The following is a 17,665-nucleotide window of genomic DNA, read 5'->3' on the forward strand; positions in this document are numbered from 1 at the left end:
CTGCATATCAGTTCATCACACTCCGTACATTTCGTCGCGGCCGTACGCCGAAGCGCAATCGGCTGTCGTCACCCGAAAACGGCACGTATGTGATCTTCAAGGGCGCCGGCAAGGACCGGCCTGCTGCGGAAGCCGACGTGCCCGTCCGGCCGGATCAGGTGGGCGCACGGCCCGGTGGTCGCGTAGACGGACCGGTAGTCACGCTCGGTGTCGCGGATGACGGGCAGGTCAAGGCCCGCGGGAGCGACGGCGTCCGGGTCCAGCACGGCGTAGACGTTGATCAGCCCCGCGGCCTGCCGCCGGATCGCCGCGGCGATCTTCTCGTAGCCGCGCAGGTCCTCCTCGGTCGAGGAGGCGTCCCCGTAGAACAGCAGCGTGTGCCCGCTGCCCTGGATCAGCTCGAACAGCCGCAGCCGGTGCCCGACCCCGCGGCGGGCCAGCCCGTGCACGTCCGGCGCGCGGTCGCCGGCCGCCGGCCCGCGGTCCGGGGCGTCCCAGCCCAGCGCCTCCCCGACCAGCGGGGTGCCGCGGTAGGTCAGGGTCATCTGCATCTCGTCGAGGAACTGCGCCTTCTCGTCCTCGTTGTCCATCTCGTCGGTGAACGCGACCCGTACGGCGCGGCCCATGACCGACTCCCCGGCGGGGCGGCGCTCGGCCTCGTAGCTGTCGAGCAGGTCCGGCCCGGCGTGCCCACCCGCCGCGAGCGCGAGCTTCCAGCCGAGGTTGTAGGCGTCCTGGATGCCGGTGTTCATGCCCTGCCCGCCCGCCGGCGGATGCAGGTGCGCGGCGTCACCGGCGACGAACGCCCGGCCGACCCGGTAACGGTCGACGATCCCGTGGCTGATCCGGAAGATCGACGACCAGCGCAGGTTGCGCGCGGTCGTCCCGGGCGGCGCCAGCCCGTCGAGCGCGACCTGGAGCTCGGCCAGCGTCGGCGGTTCGTACTCCTTCGTGAAACCGGGCGGCACGTCGGTGCGGGCGGCCTCGGCCATGATCCGCGGCGGGGCCATGGTCGCGATGCGGTAACGGCCCTGGCCCCGCAACGGGACGCACACGAGCATCCCGTCCATCTTGCCGTCGGTCTCGTGCAGGAAACGCAGCAGATAGCCCTCGGGCAGCGACCAGTCGACCTCGACGTCGGCGAGCATGAACAGCTGCGGGAACCGTCCGGCGCCCGCGTTGAACGCCAGGTTCAGCTCCTTGCGGACGGTGCTGTGCGCGCCGTCGGATCCCACCAGATACTTCGCGCGCACCGTCGTCTCACCGTCGGCGGCCGACAGCCGGGCGGTCACACCGGCGGCGTCCTGGGTGAGGCCGCGCAGCTCGACGCCCCGCTCGATCGTCCCGCCGAGGGCGGCGAAACGGTCGGTGAGGATGCGTTCCGTCTCGTACTGCGGCAGCCCGAGGTGGGCGTACGGCAGCTCCGGCAGGTCCCACTCGACGCGGTGGGTCTGGTGCCCGTTGACGACGACGATCTGGCCGTTGAGCCAGATGCCGGCGTCCATCGCCTCCTGGACGATGCCCTGGTCCTCCCAGATCTCCATCGTCCGGCAGTGCACGCCGATGGCCTTGTCCGCCTGGCCCGGCGGCTCGGTGCTCCTGTCCACCAGCCGGCAGGCGACCCCGCGGCGGGCGAGTTCGATGGCGAGGGTCAGGCCGGTCGGTCCCGCGCCGACGACCAGCACGTCGGTTGCCGCGTCCGGCTCCGGCCGCCGGGCACCGGCAACCTGCGGCCGGACGATCGCGGACGCGGCCGTGCTCAGGGCCGCTGTCGGGCGCTGCTGCGGGGCCGCCCCCGGCCTGGGGCGGGCGTTCACGCCGGCGGCGTCCGCGCCGATGGCCGCCTCGGGGCTCGCGCCGGCGTTCACCTCGTCCTCCGGCGGGCGGGCGACGATCGAGAAGATGCGGCGGGAGAAACCACGGTCGAGGAAGGGGATGAGCTGCCTGGTGCGGTCGCTGTGGTTCGGATCCCCCACCCAGGCCAGAAAGGCCTGCTCGGAGGCCCATTCCGCCAGCAGGTGGAACGTGCCGGTACCGGGTTCGTGCAGCAGTTCCTCCCGGACCCGGCCGGCCACCCCGCGCATGGCCTCGGCGACCTCGAGGAACGCCTGCTCGAACGCGTCCTCCTCGCCGGGGGGCACGGTGGTGGTGACCAGCACCCGCACCGCCGGCCCCCGCCCGTCCAGGGTGTGCAGCACGTCATAGGTGTTGCGTTCGGCGTCGTCGCGCAGGTCGCGCAGGGCGGCGGTGAGCTGGTCCCGGTGCGAGCTGCGCCCGAAGGCGTCCAGCGCCGAGCGGTTCTCCCAGTCGGCCACGATCACGTACTCGCCGGGCCGGTCCGGGTTGCGCATCAGGTCCTGGCGGATGTTCCCCGGCACCGTGCTGATGACCTCCGCCGCCTTCAGCCAGGCGCTTTCGAACTCCTGCTCACGGCCGGGACGGGCGCGCATGCGCAGCAGCGTGCGCACCGTGTCGGTGGCGGTGCTGAGCGCCGTGCGCACCACCGCCCCCACCCCGGGGCCGCCGGTCGCGTCCACGTTGGGCATCTATTTCTCCTCCTGCTGATAGCGATGTAGGACGACCGACGCGTTGAACCCGTCGAAACCACGGGCGTTGATCATTGCGGTGGTGACCGGCGTGGGGGTCACCTCGGCGACGAAGTTCAGGTCGCATCCGGGCGCGGGCGTACGGACACCCGCCGGCGGCAGCAGATCGTGCCGCATGGCCAGCAGGGCGGTGGCCGCGTCCAGGGCGGCCCCACCCTGGTAGAGCCGCCCCACCAGTGGCTTCTGTGTCGTCACCACCGGTGACGCCGAGCCGAATGCGGCCCGTAGCGCGGCGGACTCGTCGCGGTCGGCGGCGGGCAGCCCGAGCGCGTCGGGGAAGACCACGTCGACATCCTCGGGACGCCGGCCCGCCCGGTGCAGCGCCGTGGTCATCGCCCGGGCGTACTGCTCCACGTCGAAGCCGCCGCGACGCCGGGACGGGCGGCCGTCGAACGTGGCCGCCGCCCCGGCGATCTCCCCGTAGATCACGGGGGCGCCGCGGGCCAGGGCGTGGTCGAGGTCCTCCACGACGAAGACGGCACCCCCCTCCCCCGGGACGTAACCGTCCGCGTCGATGTCGAACGGGCAGTAGGCGTGGGCCGGGTCGGTGCGGGACGTCATGGCATGGTTGTGCTGCTGGCAGGTCAGCGCGTACGGGGACAGCGGTGCCTCGGTTCCGCCGGCGAGCACCACCGGGGTCCCGCGGCGGACCAGCCGCGCCGCGTGGGCGAAGCTGTCCAGGCCACCGGCGCTCTCCGACACCAGGACCACCGACGGCCCCTTCATGCCGTGCCGGATCGACAACTGCCCCACCGTGGCCGCGTAGAACCAGGCGATCGACTGGTAGGCGCCGACCGTGCGGGACGAGGAGCTCCACAGGTGCTGTAGCTCGCGCTGGCCGAACGCGTTGCCCCCCGAGCCGCTGGCGAGCGCGACGGACATGTCGTACGGGTCGAGGGCCTCCGGGTCGATCCCCGCGTCCGCCAGGGCCTGGCCGGCGGCGCAGAAGGCCAGGTGCGTCCACCGGTCCGTCTGCACGACGAACCGGCTCGGCATGTGCTCGGCCGCCCCGAAACCCTCGACCTCACCGGCCAGGGTGGTGTCGTAGCGTGACGGGTCGAACTGGGTGATCCGCCCGATCCGGGTCTCCCCGGACAGCGCGGTCTTCCAGTACGTGTCCACGCCGATCCCGCTCGCGCAGACGATCCCGATCCCGGTGATCACAGCGCGCGGCGTCACCGTCCAACCCCCGCTTTCCTCTTCCCAGCGCCCTCCGCGGCTGGCAGGCCGTTGGGGGCCGATGCCTGCTTGTCACCCTCCGCAGCCGGCAGGCCTCCAGCATGCCGGCTGCTCCGGGTGAGGGACCGGAAGACCATGGCCGACTGGAAGCCCCCGAAACCGCTGCCGACCGACAGCGCAACGTCGACCTTGTGCTCACGCGCCGTGTTCGGCGTGTAGTCGAGATCGCACTCCGGATCACGGTTGGCCCAGTTCGCCGTCGGGGGGACCACCCCGTGCTCGATGGCCAGCGCGCAGGCGGCCATCTCGATCGCGCCGATCGCGCCGAGCGAATGGCCGACCATGGACTTGATCGAGCTGATCGGCACCTGGTAGGCGTGCTCGCCCAGCGCCCGTTTGAAGGCAGCCGTCTCGTGCCGGTCGTTCTGCTTGGTCCCCGAGCCGTGGGCGTTGATGTAGGAGACGGCGGTCGGCGCCAGCCGGCCCTGTGCCAGCGCGTCGGAGATGGCCCGGGCCATCTCCGCCCCGTCGGGACGCAGCCCCGTCATGTGGAAGGCGTTGCTGCGGGTGGCGAACCCGGCGACCTCGCAGTAGATGTGCGCGCCGCGGCGCCGGGCGTGCTCCAGCTCCTCCAGGGCGAGGACGGCGCCGCCCTCGCCCAGGATGAAGCCCCTACGGTCCCGGTCGAAGGGCCGGGAGGCGTGCTCGGGGTCGGAGTCGTCCGGCGACGTCGCCTTGATCGCGTCGAAGGAGGCGAGCGTGACCGGGGAGATCGGGGAGTCCGACGCACCGGCGATCATCACCTTCACCTCCCCGTCGGCGACGAGCTGGTAGCCGTAGCCGATGGCGTCGATCCCGGACGTGCAGCCGGTGGAGACGACCTGCGCCGGGCCGTGGGCGCCGAACTGGCAGCCGACGTCGGCCGCCAGGCTGCTCGGCATCAGCGCCTGGTACAGGAACGGCGACGCGTAGTCGGGGTCGACCAGCCACTGCTGGCCGCTGTCGCTGGCCACGACGTACTCGGTCTCCAGCGCCGTGGTGCCCCCGACCGCCGTGCCCATCGTCACGCCGGTGGCGTTCGCGGTCGGCTCGTCGAGGACGAGCCCGCTGTCCGCGACGGCCTCGGCGGCGGCGGCCATGGCGAACTGGATGTAGCGGTCGGAGCGCCGCATCTGGCGGGGGGTGAGCCCGGCGGCGGCCGGGTCGAAGTCGCACTCGGCGGCGACCCGGGAGCGGAACGGCGACGCGTCGAAGAGGGTGATGCGCCGGGTGGCGGTCCGCCCCGCCGTCACGGTGGACCAGAACGTCTCCCGCGTCACCCCGCCCGGCGCGACCACACCCACCCCGGTCACCACCACGCGGCGGTGGCCGCTCACGCCGAGGCCACCGGATCACCGTCGGCGCGTTCGCTGCCCACCTGGCCGGTACTCACCTGGTCAGGCAGCTGCGGCTCGGAGCGCGCCTGGTCGGCGGTTACGGTCACGGCCTGCCGGGCGTCCCCGCTCCCCCGGGCCTCCCCGGCGTTCCCGGTGTCCACGGCTTTCCCGGTGTCCTCGGCGTTCTCGGTGTCCACGTGCCCGAGTTCGGGACGGGGTGCGAGGGGACCGAGGTGGAAGACCACCGACGCCGGCTCGCCCGCGGTGTTGCGCAGCCGGTGGCGCGCCCCGATCGGGATGTAGAGCCCCTCGCCGGCCGCGACGGCCACCGGGACATCGTCGCAGTCGACGACGATGCTCCCTGTTGCCACGTACAGAAACTCCTCGCTGTACGGATGGTAGTGTTCGGCGATCTTTTCGCCGGGCAGCAGGGTGGCCACGCCCATGAAGCCCGAGGTGCTACCGACCGTGCGCGGACCGAGCAGCACCCGTAGCTCTCCCCCGCGCCGCCGGTCCGGTGGAACATCGCGGACGGCCACATGTCGACAGCAGGATGCGACAGCCATCTCCGGTACTCCCTCTCACTTGTCATGCGCCCGTGCTCACTCGTCATGCGCCCGCGTCGCGAGCCCTACCGGCCGCGCCGGTCACACCGGCTGTGCTGGCTGTGCCGGCCGTGCCGGCTGTTCTGGTCACGCCGGCTGTGCTGGTGACACCGGCCCCGCCGGCCGCCAGCTTCTCGACCTTGTCCCGGATGATCTCCATCTGGATCACCGAGTTGGCGTTGATCCGGGTGGTCATCGCCTCGTCGTCGACCGGCGCGTCCGGGCGCATGGCGAAGTCCTGCAGCCACGTCATCCGGACGCCGCCGTCGAGCTCCTCGTACGACCAGTAGATGTTCATGTACTGGAACGGGCCGGGCTCGACCCGGTGCGCGCGCACCTCACGCAGGTCGCGGTCGACCGTTCGCTGGCTGACCCACGACCAGATCTGGCCGTTCTCGTCCGGATGCATGGTCAACCGGAAACGGACGGTGTTCCCCTCGCGTTCGAGAATGTCCACCGAGGCGTACTCCGTGAACAGGTCGGGCCAGTTCTCCAGGTCGTTCGTCGCGTCCCAGACGACGTCGAACGGAGCAGCGATGAACACCGAGTTCTGTGTGTGTCCCGGCATCTCCTACGAGACCTCCCTGAAATCGTCCCGGATTTTCTCCCGCAGGCCCTCGCCCACGGGACGCCACCCGGATGCCTTCGTTCGCCGGCCTTTTCACAGGTCTTCGTTCATGGACCTTCTTTCACCGGTCCTCGTTCGCGACGGCGGCGATCTCCCCCACGGTCATCGTGACGGACTCGTCGGGAATCTCCACACCGAACCTCTCGACCAGCACCGCCTGCAGCTCGAGAACGGCCAGTGAGTCGATCTGCAGCTCCGCGAGAGAAAGCAACTCGTTTCCGGTGAAAACGTCCGGATCCACACCGGCCCGCTCGACGAGAATTTCGCGGATCGTGGCCGCTGTCACGACGGACCGGGTCTCCCCGGTAGCTTCAACACTCATCGCCGCACCTTTCCGGAGTCCGCTGTCAGGCGGTCGACCAGGCTGGTCGAATACCGTCCCTTGCGGAACTCGGTGTCGGCCAGCACACGTTTGATGAAAGGAATAGTGGTACGTACACCGGGCCCGTCGACGTCGAACTCGCCGAGCGCGCGCTCGGCCCGGCTGAGCGCCTCGGCCCGGCTGGGCGCCCAGACCGACACCTTGGCCAGCAGCGAGTCGTAGTACGGGCTGACCCGGTATCCGGGGAAGCCGTGGGTGTCCACCCGGACGAACGGGCCGGCCGGCGGGGCGAAGCGGTCCAGCCGGCCCGCGGCCGGGGTGAACCCGCGGTCCGGATCCTCGGTGTTGACCCGGCACTCGACGGCGACCCCGCGCAGGACGACGTCCTCCTGCCGCAGCCGCAACGGCGTGCCGGCCGCGACATGGAGCTGCTCGTGGACGAGATCGCAGCCCGTCACCATCTCGGTGACCGGATGTTCCACCTGGATACGGCTGTTGATCTCGATGAAATAGTGGTTCTGGTCCTCGTCCACCAGGAACTCGACCGTGCCCAGGCCGGTGAAACCGACCGACAGCGCGCCACGCACCGCGTCCCGGCACATCTCGGCCACCCGGTCGGGGTCGAGCTCGGGCGCGGGCGCCTCCTCCACCAGCTTCTGGTGGCGGCGCTGCACCGAACAGTCCCGGGTGCCCAGGTGGATGCCCGCACCGTGCCCGTCGCAGAGGATCTGCACCTCGACGTGGCGGGCCCGTTCGAGAAAGCGCTCCACGTAGATCCGGTCGTCGCCGAAGACCGCCCGGGCCGCCGCCCGGGTGTCGGCGAACGCGGTCGCGAGCTGCGCGGCCGAGCGCACGACCGTCATGCCGCGCCCACCGCCACCGGCCGCGGCCTTGATGATGACGGGATATCCGATGGCGTCGGCGATGTCGCGCGCGTCGGCGACGCTGCGCGCGACATCGGCGCTGCCGGTGAGCAGCGGCAGGCCCGCCCTGCGCATCAGGGCCCGGGCCACGCTCTTGTCCCCCAGCGAGGCCATCACCGCCGGCGGCGAGCCGATGAACACCAGGCCGGCGTCGGCGCATATCTCCGCGAAGTCGGGATCCTCGGAGAGAAACCCGTAGCCGGGATGGACGGCGTCCGCCTCTGTCATTCTCGCCGCCTCGACGATGGCCGCGGCGTTGGCGTAGCTGCGCCGTGGCGGTGGCGGCCCAATACACACCGCCTCGTCGGTATGGCGATGGACAAGCGAGTCCCGGTCCGCCGTCGAATAGACGCTGACGGTCCGGATACCGAGCTCACGGCACGCCCTGGCCACCCGTAGCGCGATCTCGCCGCGGTTCGCGATGAGAACTTTCTGGAACAAATCTTCACCCCCCGCGTGAAATGAGACTGCCGCTACGGTGCTATTTCGACGAGGACCTGGTCGAACTCGACCGTCTCCCCGTTCCCGACGCAGATCCGGGCCACCGTCCCGCCGATGTCGGCGGTCACCGGGTTCAGCAGTTTCATCGCCTCGATGATGCCGATCGTCGCGCCCGCGTCGATGACGTTCCCCACCGTGACGAAAGGCTCCGCCCCCGGTTCGGGCGCGTGATAGAAAGTCCCGACGATCGGGGCCGTGACAACGGCCACGTCGGCGTCCGCGATATTCTCACCAGCCTCGTTCGCGGCGGCCCCGTTTGCCGTGGCGCCGGGTACGGCCGCACCGTTCGCGGGGGCACCGCTGACGATGGCGCCGTTTCCGGCGGCCGGCGCCCCGGTGGCCGCCCGCGTGGCAACCGTCCGCTCAACAGCCGTGTCGCCGGTGGACGGTGCCGGGATGAGCGCGCCGACGTTTTCCGGCAGCGCCGCCTGCTGCGCGCCGGGGGTCGCCCGCGACCACTCGACTTCGATGGCGACGTCCCCGGAACAGACGCGGATGCGGCCGAGCTGGCCGGGCAGTTCCCCGGCCAGCCGGGTTGCGTGCTCGTGCAGACGGCTCAGGACGTGCTGACGCTGGTCGCTGATGTTGGCCGGCCTCATACGGCCTTCTCCTCATGTCGTTCGCGCGGCTGCGGCGGCGCGATGTCGGTGGGGGTGGTGACGGCCGCCTGACCGAAGCGGCGGAAGCGCGAGCGCCGGGCCCGGATCAGGTGGGCCGCCGGCAGTGCCAGCAGCGGGCGCAGGGCCTCGAGCACCGCCTGGCGCAGCAGGTTGCCGGCGGCAAGGTGATCCGTCTGGGAGCCGCCGAGCGGCTCGGGTACCACGGCGTCGACGATGCCCAGCCGCAGCAGCCACGGGGCGTTCAGGCCGAGCGCGCGGGCGGCCTCGGCCGCGGCCTGCGTGTCGTTCCAGAGGATCGACGAGCACGCCTCGGGGCTGATCACGGAGAACACGCCGTTCTCCGCGACCAGGACGCGGTCGGCGACGGCGAGCGCCAGCGCGCCGCCGCTGCCGCCCTCACCGGTGATCACCGCGATGACCGGTGTGGACAGCGCGGACATCCGCTGGATGGCGTGCGCGATCGCGGACGCCTGCCCCCGCTCCTCGGCCTCCCGGCCGGGGTAGGCGCCGGGGGTGTCGATCAGCGTCACCACGGGCAGGCCGAGCCGCGCCGCCAGCGACATCACCCGCATGGCCTTGCGGTAGCCCTCGGGCTGGGGCATGCCGAAGTTGTGCGCGACGAGTTCCGTGGTCGAGTGCCCCTTCTCGGTCCCGACCACGGCCACGGCAAGCCCGTCGATCTCCGCGATGCCCGCCACGACGGCGCTGCAGTCCCCGTACAGCCGGTCACCGCGCAGCTCGATGAAGGAGTCGAACGACCGGGCGAGGTAGTCCCGGACGGTGGGGCGGGCGCTGTCCCGGGCCAGTCGGACGGTCTCCCACGGATCCCGCTGGACCAGCCGCTCCGGGTCGGTGATGAGCACGCCGGAGCCGGCCGGTACAGGCCGGCCGGCCGGCGGCCGGCCGGTGGCCGGGCCGGCCGACGCCCCGACAGGTTGCCGCGCCGACCCGTCCGCCGGCTCGCCGGCCGGCTCGTCCGCCGGCAGGTCGGTCGACGGGTCGATGTCCCGCTGCTCCCGCCGGCCGACCGCGAGCAGCCTGCCCAGCACCGTCCGCAGGTCCGTCCGGTCGGCGACGATGTCGACCTGCCCCTTGCTGGCGAGAAAACCACTGCTCTGGAACTCGGCGGGCAGCTCCTGCCCGATGGTCTGCCGGATGACCCGGGGCCCGGCGAAACCCATCCGGCTGCCGGACTCGGCGACGATCACGTCCGTGTTGGTCGCGAACGACGCCGCCACCCCGCCGTAGGTCGGGTCGGTCACCAGACTGATGGACAGCAGGCCGTGTTCCCGGTGCCGTTCGACGGCGATACCGGTCTTGGCCATCTGCATCAGCGACAGGCAGCCCTCCTGCATCCGGGCGCCGCCGGAGGTGGAGACGACGAGCAGGGGAAGCGCCTCGTCCACGGCGAGTTCCACCGCGAGCGTTATCATTTCGCCGACCGCCGAGCCGAGGCTGCCGCCGAGGAAACGGAAGTCCATCACGGCCACGACGAGCCCGTGGCCGCCGATGGCTCCGGCGCCGCACAGCACCGCCTCGGCCAGCGCGGTCTCCCGCCGGGCCGCCTCCCAGCGCTGGGCGTACGGCCGGGTGTCGGTGAACCCGAGGATGTCGAAGTGGACGGGTTCGACCAGCAGCGGCCGGAAGCTGCCGGGATCGAGGAGCTGGTCGATCCGCTGGGTGGCGGTCAGCCGGTCGTGGTGGCCGCATTCCGGGCACACGTAGAGGTTGCGGGCCAGCCGTTTGCCGTAGACGAGCGCGGTGCAGGAGCCGCACCGGCTCCAGGCGGCCACGTCCGCCTCGGCGACCGTGGCCCTCACGCGGCCTCCCCGGCAGAGCCGGCCCCATGGGTGCCGCCGGCGGAGCCGGCCTCGTAGGTGTAGAAACACCGCGCTATCGCGTCCTCGGGTGACCGCCAGGTCGGCAGATAGGGCTGAATGTAGTGGGACAGCCGCGCGCTGACGCGTTTGAACTCCTCGTGGCCGCGCGCGTTGTCCACCGCCTGCCGGCCGTCCCCGGCCGTTTCCAGCAGGTGGACGTAGAGATCCCCGAGCGAATAGAGCGAACGGCGGGTGACGCCGGCGATCCGCGGAAGTCCGGTCGCGTCCGATTCCGCGAAGATGCGTGCGACGTCCTTTTCCGCGCCGGGCGCGATCTTGGCAACAATCAAGGATCTGTGCATATTGGTGTCCCCCTCCACCGAACAGGCCGGGAAAACCCCGGGACCGGGGCCGGCGGGGTCACTGACCCATTCACGGCGACAACGTTCCGGTTCAGACCGACCCCCCTACCGAGAGTAAGGGTGATCACACAGCGCGTCCACCGGTGCCGTCTGCGTGACCTTTGCCAGAGAGCGACCGCCCCTCCCCGAAGCCACCCACACCAGCCCGCCACTCCCGCCGCACCGCCCCGCCGAGTCGGCCCGCCAGGCCGACCACAGGGTCGGTCTGGCGGGCCAGCCACCGGGTCGGCCGCTGGGTCGGCTCAGCGGCCGACGGCCGGCCACCCACCCGCGGCGCGTCCTACCGGGTCGACCCACCGGGCCGGCCGGCCCGACGAGCGAGCCAGCAAACACAATCCACCAACAACACCGGCCAGCCGTCCGCCCCGCCCGGGAAGGCGAATACGGAGCGAGTACGGAGCGAGTACGGAAATGGCTACCACGGCAACCACTTGCCCCCTCATTCCCGCGATTCGACCTCCGACCAACGATCAGAGCGAGCCCGGAGGAGGAGCCTGGGTCGGGAGGGCGGACCAGGGCGGCCCGAGATCTGAGACCCGAGATCTGAGATCAGGCGGTGTTACGAAGCGGACGTTTGTAGCCGGTGGTCGAGGGCGGTGTGGCGGCGACCGCCGCTGACCGTGCGCACGGCCTGGCCGATGGCTCGGTGTGACCCGACCAGCACCACCAGTTTACGAGCCCGCGTGACCGCCGTGTACAGCAGGTTACGCTGCAACATCATCCAGGCGCTGGTGGTGACCGGGATGACCACGGCCGGGTACTCGCTGCCCTGCGAACGGTGGATGGTCACGGCGTAGGCGTGGACGAGTTCGTCCAGCTCGGTGAAGTCGTAGTCGATGTCCTCGTCCTCGTCCGTACGCACCGTGACCTTCTGCTCGTCGAGGTCGATACCGGTGACCACGCCCAGGGTGCCGTTGAAGACGCCGCTGGCTCCCTTGTCGTAGTTGTTGCGGATCTGGGTGACCTTGTCGCCGACCCGGAAGATCCGCCCGCCGGCGCGGCGTTCGGGCATGTCGGGACGCGCCGGGGTGAGCGCCTCCTGCAACAGCGTGTTCAGCGCGCCGGCGCCGGCCGGGCCGCGGTGCATCGGCGCGAGTACCTGCACGTCGCGGCGCGGGTCCAGCCCGAACTTCGCGGGGATCCGCCGGGCCACCACGTCCACGGTCATCGCCGCGGCCTCCTCGGTCTCGTCCGCGGCGAAGAAGAAGAAATCCGACAGGCCGCGCACCAGCGGGTGCTCGCCGCTGTTGATCCGGTGCGCGTTGGTGACCACCCCGGACTGCTGCGCCTGCCGGAAGACGTGCGTCAGCCGCACGTGCGGGACCGGTGTCCCCGCCGCCAGCAGATCGCGCAGGATCTCCCCGGCCCCGACGGACGGGAGCTGGTCGACGTCGCCGACCAGGAGCAGGTGCGCCCCGGGCGCGACCGCCTTGGCCAGCTTGTTGGCCAGCAGCAGATCGAGCATGGACGCCTCGTCGACCACGACGAGGTCGGCGTCCAGCGGGTGGTCGCGGTCGTAGGCCGCGTCCCCGCCGGGACGCAGCTGCAGCAGCCGGTGCACGGTGGACGCGTCGTGCCCGGTCAGCTCGGTGAGCCGCTTGGCCGCCCGGCCGGTGGGCGCGGCCAGCACGATCTTCGCGCCCTTGGCCTGGGCAAGCGTGACTACGGAGCGTACGGTGAAGCTCTTGCCACATCCCGGCCCGCCGGTGAGGACGGCGACCCTCTCGGTCAGGGCCAGTTTCACCGCCGCCCGCTGGGCGGGGGCGAGTTCGGTGCGCGTCCGCTCGTGCAGCCAGACCAGCGCCCTGTCCCAGTCGACGTCGGCGAACGACGGCATCCGGTCGGCGGGCGCGCGCAGCAGCCGCAGGAGCTGACCGGCCAGGGAGATCTCCGCGCGGTGGAAGGGCACCAGGTAGACCGCGGCGACGGGGGCGTCCGGATCCTCGCCGGGGATCTCCTCACGGACGACGCCCTCCTCGGCGACGAGTTCGGCCAGACACTCGATCACCGCGCCGGCGTCGACCTGCAGGATCTTGATCGCCTCGGCGATCAGCCGCTGCTCGGGCAGGAAGCAGTTCCCGTCCCCGGTGGACTCCGACAGGGTGAACACCAGCCCGGCCTTTATCCGCTGCGGGCTGTCGTGCGGAATCCCGACGGCCCTGGCGATCGTGTCCGCGGTACGGAACCCGATGCCCCACACGTCGGTGGCCAGCTGGTACGGCTGGGTGCGCACCACCTCGATCGACCGGTCGCCATATTGTTTGTACATTCGCACCGCCAGCGACGTGGACACCCCGACGCCCTGGAGAAAGACCATCACCTCCTTGATGGCCTTCTGTTCCTCCCAGGCAACCGCGATCGCCTTCGTCCGTTTGGGGCCGAGTTTCGGGACCTCGATCAGCCGTTCGGGATGCTGTTCGATGACGTCCAGGGCATCGATACCGAAATGCTCGACAATGCGCTCGGCGAGCCTCGGCCCAATACCCTTGATCAGCCCGGAGCCGAGATACCGCCGAATACCCTGGATCGTCGCCGGCAGCACGGTGGTGTAGTCCTCGACGTGGAACTGCCGGCCGTACTGTGGATGCGAGCCCCACCGCCCCCGCATCCGCAGCGACTCACCCGGCTGCGCGCCCAGCAGCGCGCCCACCACGGTGATCAGCTCACCGGACCGCCCCGCGTCCACCCGGGCGACGGTATAGCCCGTCTCCTCGTTGGCATAGGTGATCCGTTCCAGTACCGCGTCCAGCACCGATCCGTGGAACGGCTGCCCTGCTGCCATGCCAGTACCGATATCACGGCCGGCCGCCGGTCCTACGGCTGGCTCTTCCGGTCGTGCGGCAGGCTGTCGTGCCACCGGTCGGCCGCGGCGGCGAGCTCCTGGGCCCAGGCGTCCAGGATGCGCGTTCCGGCGCGGGCGGAGGAACCGGTCGGATCGCCCAGCACGCCGTTGGGGCTGACCGCGCGCACCCCGGACTCCCGCAGCGCCGGCAGAAGCTCACCGATCGGACGGGTCACCCCGGGCTCGACATGGTCAAGCCGCACCGCCTGCCCGCGCAGCGCGAGCATCACCGAGGTCTCGGTACGGCCGGCGTGGGCGTCGTCCGCGGGCCCGCCGGGCAGCCAGGCGAGCACCCGCCGGCCCTCACCGCGCAGCCGGGCGACGGCGCGGCGCAGCGGCGCGGCGTTGCCGCCGTGCCCGCAGACCAGCAGCACCCCGGCGAACGCGTCCGCCGAGCGGACAAGCTCGACCAGCAGCAGCTCGACGCCGTCCTGCCCGATCGACAGGGTGCCGGGAAAGCCCGCGTGCTCACCGCTTGCGCCGTAGGGCAGCGCCGGCGCGACGAGCACCCAGGAGCGGGCACGGGCGAGCCGCTCGCACAGCGCCGTGGCAAGTTCGGTGTCCACGGTGAGCGGCAGGTGCGGCCCGTGCTGCTCAGTCGCACCGAGGGGGACGGCGAGCACGCTGGCGGCGGCCCGCTCGGCCACCTCGGGCCAGGCGAGCTCCGCCAACCGCCAGGGCCGCACAGCGGTCACGATATGTGATGCCCTCCCAGGATCCGGGATGCCCCTGGAACGCGACATGGCCCGGTGGACGGGGCGGCCCCGGGGTACGGGGCAGCTTCAGGGCACAGGCCGGTCACGGGGCACAGGCCGGTCACGGGTGCCGCCCGCGGGCCTCGGCTCTGGCCTCGCTGCCTTCGGCCCTGGTCCGGACGCCCCGGCCGGACCTCCTGAACAGGCCGGGAGCCGCCGTCCGGCCGACCCGGCCGACCCGGCCGACCCGGCCGACCCGGCGATCGTCGATGTCGGCCGAGTTCGAGCAACATGATCGTTGTGATTCTGGTGCTGTCCCAACAGCATCAAAATCACAACGATCACAGCGCCGCCGGGAGATCCGGCGCAGATACGCGGTCACCGCGGTGGGCCGGCCGGACAGCTCCGGGAGCAGCGGGGTGAGCGTGCCCGCGCATGCGGCGCCCCACCAGACCCCGGCGCCGTAGGCGGCGTCGTCGAGTGCCCGCAGCAGCAGCCAGCGTGGCGGATCCACGTCCGGCCGCCGCTGATACCACTCGTGCAGGTGCCGCCCCAGCGCCAGGGCCAGCAGCCATCTGCCCCGCCTGGTGCCCGCCAGCAGCGGGACGGCCGCCGGCCACCAGGCGCGGGTCACCGCGTCGGCGAGCAGCCGGCCCGCGCCGAGGTGCCCCAGCGCCGCCACCCGCAGCGCCCCGGTGGCGGGCACCCCGAGCGGCGTCAGTCTGCGCGGCAGCAACGCCGCCGTACCGGCCGCGACCACAAGCCCGGCCCGCGGTCGGCCGGCGGCCACCGCCGCCCACGACAGCGCGCTCCACACCGACATCCGCACCGGCGCGACGGCACCACCGTGCCGGGCGGCCAGCGGCGCCGCCGACGTCCCGTAGTCGAAACGCTGCCGCAGCCACGCCGTCCATCGGCCGCGGGGAGCGTGCCCGACCCGCGACGCGGGCTCGTAACGGACCTGCCAGCCGGCACGCACCAGCCGCCACACCAGGTCCACGTCCTCGCCGAAGCGCATCCGCTCGTCGAAACCGCGCAGCTCCCGCAGGGCGGCGGCACGCACCACGAGCGCGGCCGAGGGGACGTAGCTCACCCGGCTGGCCGGCCGCACCGGCGCCGCGGCGACGCCGAGGTCCAGCGACGAGCGCGCCCGCTCGTAGCGGGCCAGCAACGACCGCCCGGGCAGGCTGGTCACCCGGGGGGCCACCGCGGCGACGTCCGGGGCGTCGAAGTGCGCCAGCAGCGGCTCCAGCCAGCCCGGCTCGGGCCGCACGTCGGCGTCCAGGAAGGCCACCAGCTCGGTGCCCGCCCGCCGCCAGCCGGTGTTGCGCGCGGCGGCCGGGCCGCGGGGCCGCTGGTGGCGGGCTGTCGCCCGCGGCAACGGCGGCACGGATCCGTCGTCCACGACGATCACTTCCGCCAGCTTCCCCGCCTCCCCCGCCTTCCTTGTCTCCCTCGCATCCCCCTCGCCCGCCTCGCCCGCCTTGTTCGCCTTGTTCGCCTCGCCCGCCGTATCCACCTCACCTGCCGCGCCCAGCGCGGCGAGCAACCGTTCCAGGGCGGCGGCGTGGTCGCGCACGGGGACGACGAGCGTGACGTCGGACAGGCGCAGCCGGGGACGTTCGTAGACCGGGTGGGCGATTCCGGCCGCCACCAGCCGGTCCGCCAGCCGCCGCCGCGCCGGATCGGGCCCGACCGGCTGCCCGCGCATCCACTCCTCGACCAGCCGGGCGCCGGCGGCGGGCAGCCGCAGGACCCGCAGCGGGGAACCGCCGAGCAGCACCTGCCCGTCGGCCCACCGGCGCGTACCAGGGTCGAAGACCAGCCGCAGGACGCCGTCCGCCGGGCTTCCCGAGCCCGCGCGGCCCTCGTCCCGGGTGCCGCCGGCTCCCGCCGCGGGAGTGCCCGGGCTCCGGGAGCCCGCGGCGTCCAAGGCGTCGTCCGCGCGCTTCGCGGGTCTCCCGGAGTCCGCGGGATTCCTGGGGCTCGCGGGATTTCCGGCGTTCGTCACAGCGGTGTCCGCGTCGCGGGAGCCCGCCGGGCCCACGGTGCCTGTCACGCGGTGAAGCCGCCGTCGGCGTGCACCACGGTGCCGGTGATCGCGGACGAGCCCTCGCCGCACAGCCAGCACACGGTGGCGGCGACCTCCTCCGGCCGCAGCAGGCGGTCGAGGAGCTGGTATCCGGCGAACCCGTCGACGTCCGGCAGGTCGTAGAGGGCGGCGGTCGCGTCCAGCATGGCCGTGCGGGTGGAGCCCGGGGACACCGCGGTGGCCGTGACGCCGGTGCCCCGCAGGTCGGTCGCGAGCCCGCGCACCAGCCCCACGACGGCGTGCTTCGCGGCGTTGTAGGCGGCCAGATGCCACAGGCCGCGATGGGCCGCCGCCGACGCCAGCGCGACGAACCGGCCGGAGCGCGGCGGCGCGGCGCGCAGCAGGGCGGGCACGGCCGCGCGGGCGAGGTTGAGCACCCCGCGGACACCGACCTCGAACAGGACGTCCCACTCGGCGTCCGTGGTCTCCCACAGCGGACGGCCGCCGGCCATCACCGCGGCGTGCACTCCCCCGAACTCGCGCTCGGCCAGCTCGACGGCCTCGGCCAGGGCCTGTGCCTCGCGCACGTCGGCCACCACGTCGCGGACCCGGCCGGGCCAGCGCCGGGCGAGCGCGCGCAGCTCCTCCGGCGTCCCCAGCGGGTAGGCGACGCCGGGCAGGTCGGCGCACACGTCCACCGCGACGACCCGCCACCCCTGCGCGGCCAGTTGGCCCGCCACGGCCGCGCCGATGCCGCGGGCCGCCCCCGTCACCACCGCCACCCGGCCGCTACCCGCCTGCGGGTCCACCGCCGTCCCCCCGGCCGCGGCCCGCGCGGTGCCTGCCGTTCCCTCGCTCGCTGTTCTCTCGCCCGCTGTTCCCTCGCTTGCCGTACCTGCCGCTGTTCCTTCGGCCACCGCGTCCGTGGGCGCCGCTGGCTGGGTCACCGCCCTTCCCGCCGCTGGTGACCGTGCCCGCGGCGGGCAGCCGGTCGGCCACGGCCGGCGTCCGGCGGCTTCCGGATGCGCGCCGGGCGTGGGCCGCCCGCCGCGCGCGTCCGGCACGACCCGGGCATCCGGTGCGGCATGGCATGC

At 72.6% G+C, this 17,665-nt stretch carries 13 protein-coding genes and 1 pseudogene; all 14 read right to left on the reverse strand.

The genetic code is table 11. The annotated features are described in order from the left end of the window. Positions 1 to 68 precede the first annotated feature (68 nt). Positions 69 to 2,546, reverse strand: coding sequence for an FAD-dependent monooxygenase (locus FSYMDG_RS13665; protein ID WP_013874012.1), 2,478 nt, complete (start codon positions 2,544 to 2,546; stop codon positions 69 to 71). Beyond that, positions 2,547 to 3,785: a beta-ketoacyl synthase N-terminal-like domain-containing protein gene (locus FSYMDG_RS13670; RefSeq protein ID WP_013874013.1), complete on the reverse strand. Its 1,239-nt coding sequence runs from the start codon at positions 3,783 to 3,785 to the stop codon at positions 2,547 to 2,549. Continuing rightward, positions 3,782 to 5,161 (reverse strand): beta-ketoacyl-[acyl-carrier-protein] synthase family protein, encoded by a 1,380-nt coding sequence (locus FSYMDG_RS13675; protein WP_013874014.1) that lies wholly within the window; start codon positions 5,159 to 5,161, stop codon positions 3,782 to 3,784. Before FSYMDG_RS13675 ends, FSYMDG_RS13670 begins: the two co-directional genes overlap by 4 nt. A 167-nt stretch (positions 5,162 to 5,328) precedes the next feature. Then, a pseudogene (locus tag FSYMDG_RS13680) lies at positions 5,329 to 5,727 on the reverse strand (cupin domain-containing protein); the annotation flags it as partial. Positions 5,728 to 5,770: 43 nt separating this feature from the next. Continuing rightward, positions 5,771 to 6,334: an SRPBCC family protein gene (locus FSYMDG_RS13685; RefSeq protein WP_013874016.1), complete on the reverse strand. Its 564-nt coding sequence runs from the start codon at positions 6,332 to 6,334 to the stop codon at positions 5,771 to 5,773. A 121-nt stretch (positions 6,335 to 6,455) separates the two neighbouring features. After that, positions 6,456 to 6,716: an acyl carrier protein gene (locus FSYMDG_RS13690; protein ID WP_013874017.1), complete on the reverse strand. Its 261-nt coding sequence runs from the start codon at positions 6,714 to 6,716 to the stop codon at positions 6,456 to 6,458. Beyond that, on the reverse strand, positions 6,713 to 8,080 hold the full coding sequence (locus tag FSYMDG_RS13695; RefSeq protein ID WP_013874018.1) for an acetyl-CoA carboxylase biotin carboxylase subunit: 1,368 nt from the start codon (positions 8,078 to 8,080) through the stop codon (positions 6,713 to 6,715). Before FSYMDG_RS13695 ends, FSYMDG_RS13690 begins: the two co-directional genes overlap by 4 nt. A gap of 32 nt (positions 8,081 to 8,112) precedes the next feature. Beyond that, the gene (locus FSYMDG_RS13700) at positions 8,113 to 8,739 is read right to left on the reverse strand and encodes an acetyl-CoA carboxylase biotin carboxyl carrier protein (RefSeq protein WP_013874019.1); all 627 of its coding nucleotides are present in this window, start codon (positions 8,737 to 8,739) and stop codon (positions 8,113 to 8,115) included. Further along, positions 8,736 to 10,580, reverse strand: coding sequence for an acetyl-CoA carboxylase carboxyltransferase subunit alpha/beta (accA, locus tag FSYMDG_RS13705; RefSeq protein WP_013874020.1), 1,845 nt, complete (start codon positions 10,578 to 10,580; stop codon positions 8,736 to 8,738). Before accA ends, FSYMDG_RS13700 begins: the two co-directional genes overlap by 4 nt. After that, on the reverse strand, positions 10,577 to 10,942 hold the full coding sequence (locus tag FSYMDG_RS13710) for a TcmI family type II polyketide cyclase (protein WP_013874021.1): 366 nt from the start codon (positions 10,940 to 10,942) through the stop codon (positions 10,577 to 10,579). Before FSYMDG_RS13710 ends, accA begins: the two co-directional genes overlap by 4 nt. A gap of 619 nt (positions 10,943 to 11,561) precedes the next feature. Then, positions 11,562 to 13,784: an SF1B family DNA helicase RecD2 gene (gene recD2, locus FSYMDG_RS13715; protein WP_013874022.1), complete on the reverse strand. Its 2,223-nt coding sequence runs from the start codon at positions 13,782 to 13,784 to the stop codon at positions 11,562 to 11,564. Between the two features lie 32 nt (positions 13,785 to 13,816). Then, on the reverse strand, positions 13,817 to 14,539 hold the full coding sequence (gene mftE, locus FSYMDG_RS13720) for a mycofactocin biosynthesis peptidyl-dipeptidase MftE (protein ID WP_013874023.1): 723 nt from the start codon (positions 14,537 to 14,539) through the stop codon (positions 13,817 to 13,819). A gap of 121 nt (positions 14,540 to 14,660) precedes the next feature. After that, on the reverse strand, positions 14,661 to 16,598 hold the full coding sequence (mftF, locus tag FSYMDG_RS13725) for a mycofactocin biosynthesis glycosyltransferase MftF (RefSeq protein WP_013874024.1): 1,938 nt from the start codon (positions 16,596 to 16,598) through the stop codon (positions 14,661 to 14,663). Continuing rightward, complete coding sequence (locus FSYMDG_RS13730; protein WP_013874025.1) at positions 16,595 to 17,380, reverse strand: mycofactocin-coupled SDR family oxidoreductase; 786 nt, start codon at positions 17,378 to 17,380, stop codon at positions 16,595 to 16,597. Before FSYMDG_RS13730 ends, mftF begins: the two co-directional genes overlap by 4 nt. Positions 17,381 to 17,665 lie beyond the last annotated feature (285 nt).

Origin of the sequence: Candidatus Protofrankia datiscae, assembly GCF_000177615.2 — a bacterium.
Lineage (GTDB): Bacteria > Actinomycetota > Actinomycetes > Frankiales > Frankiaceae > Protofrankia > Protofrankia coriariae.

Coding starts and splice junctions, on each gene's coding strand:
- FSYMDG_RS13665 (WP_013874012.1), bottom strand. CDS start 2,546: ATGCCCAACGTGGACGCGACCGGCGGCCCCGGGGTGGGGGCGGTGGTG.
- FSYMDG_RS13685 (WP_013874016.1), bottom strand. CDS start 6,334: ATGCCGGGACACACACAGAACTCGGTGTTCATCGCTGCTCCGTTCGAC.
- FSYMDG_RS13690 (WP_013874017.1), bottom strand. CDS start 6,716: ATGAGTGTTGAAGCTACCGGGGAGACCCGGTCCGTCGTGACAGCGGCC.
- FSYMDG_RS13700 (WP_013874019.1), bottom strand. CDS start 8,739: ATGAGGCCGGCCAACATCAGCGACCAGCGTCAGCACGTCCTGAGCCGT.
- FSYMDG_RS13710 (WP_013874021.1), bottom strand. CDS start 10,942: ATGCACAGATCCTTGATTGTTGCCAAGATCGCGCCCGGCGCGGAAAAG.
- recD2 (WP_013874022.1), bottom strand. CDS start 13,784: ATGGCAGCAGGGCAGCCGTTCCACGGATCGGTGCTGGACGCGGTACTG.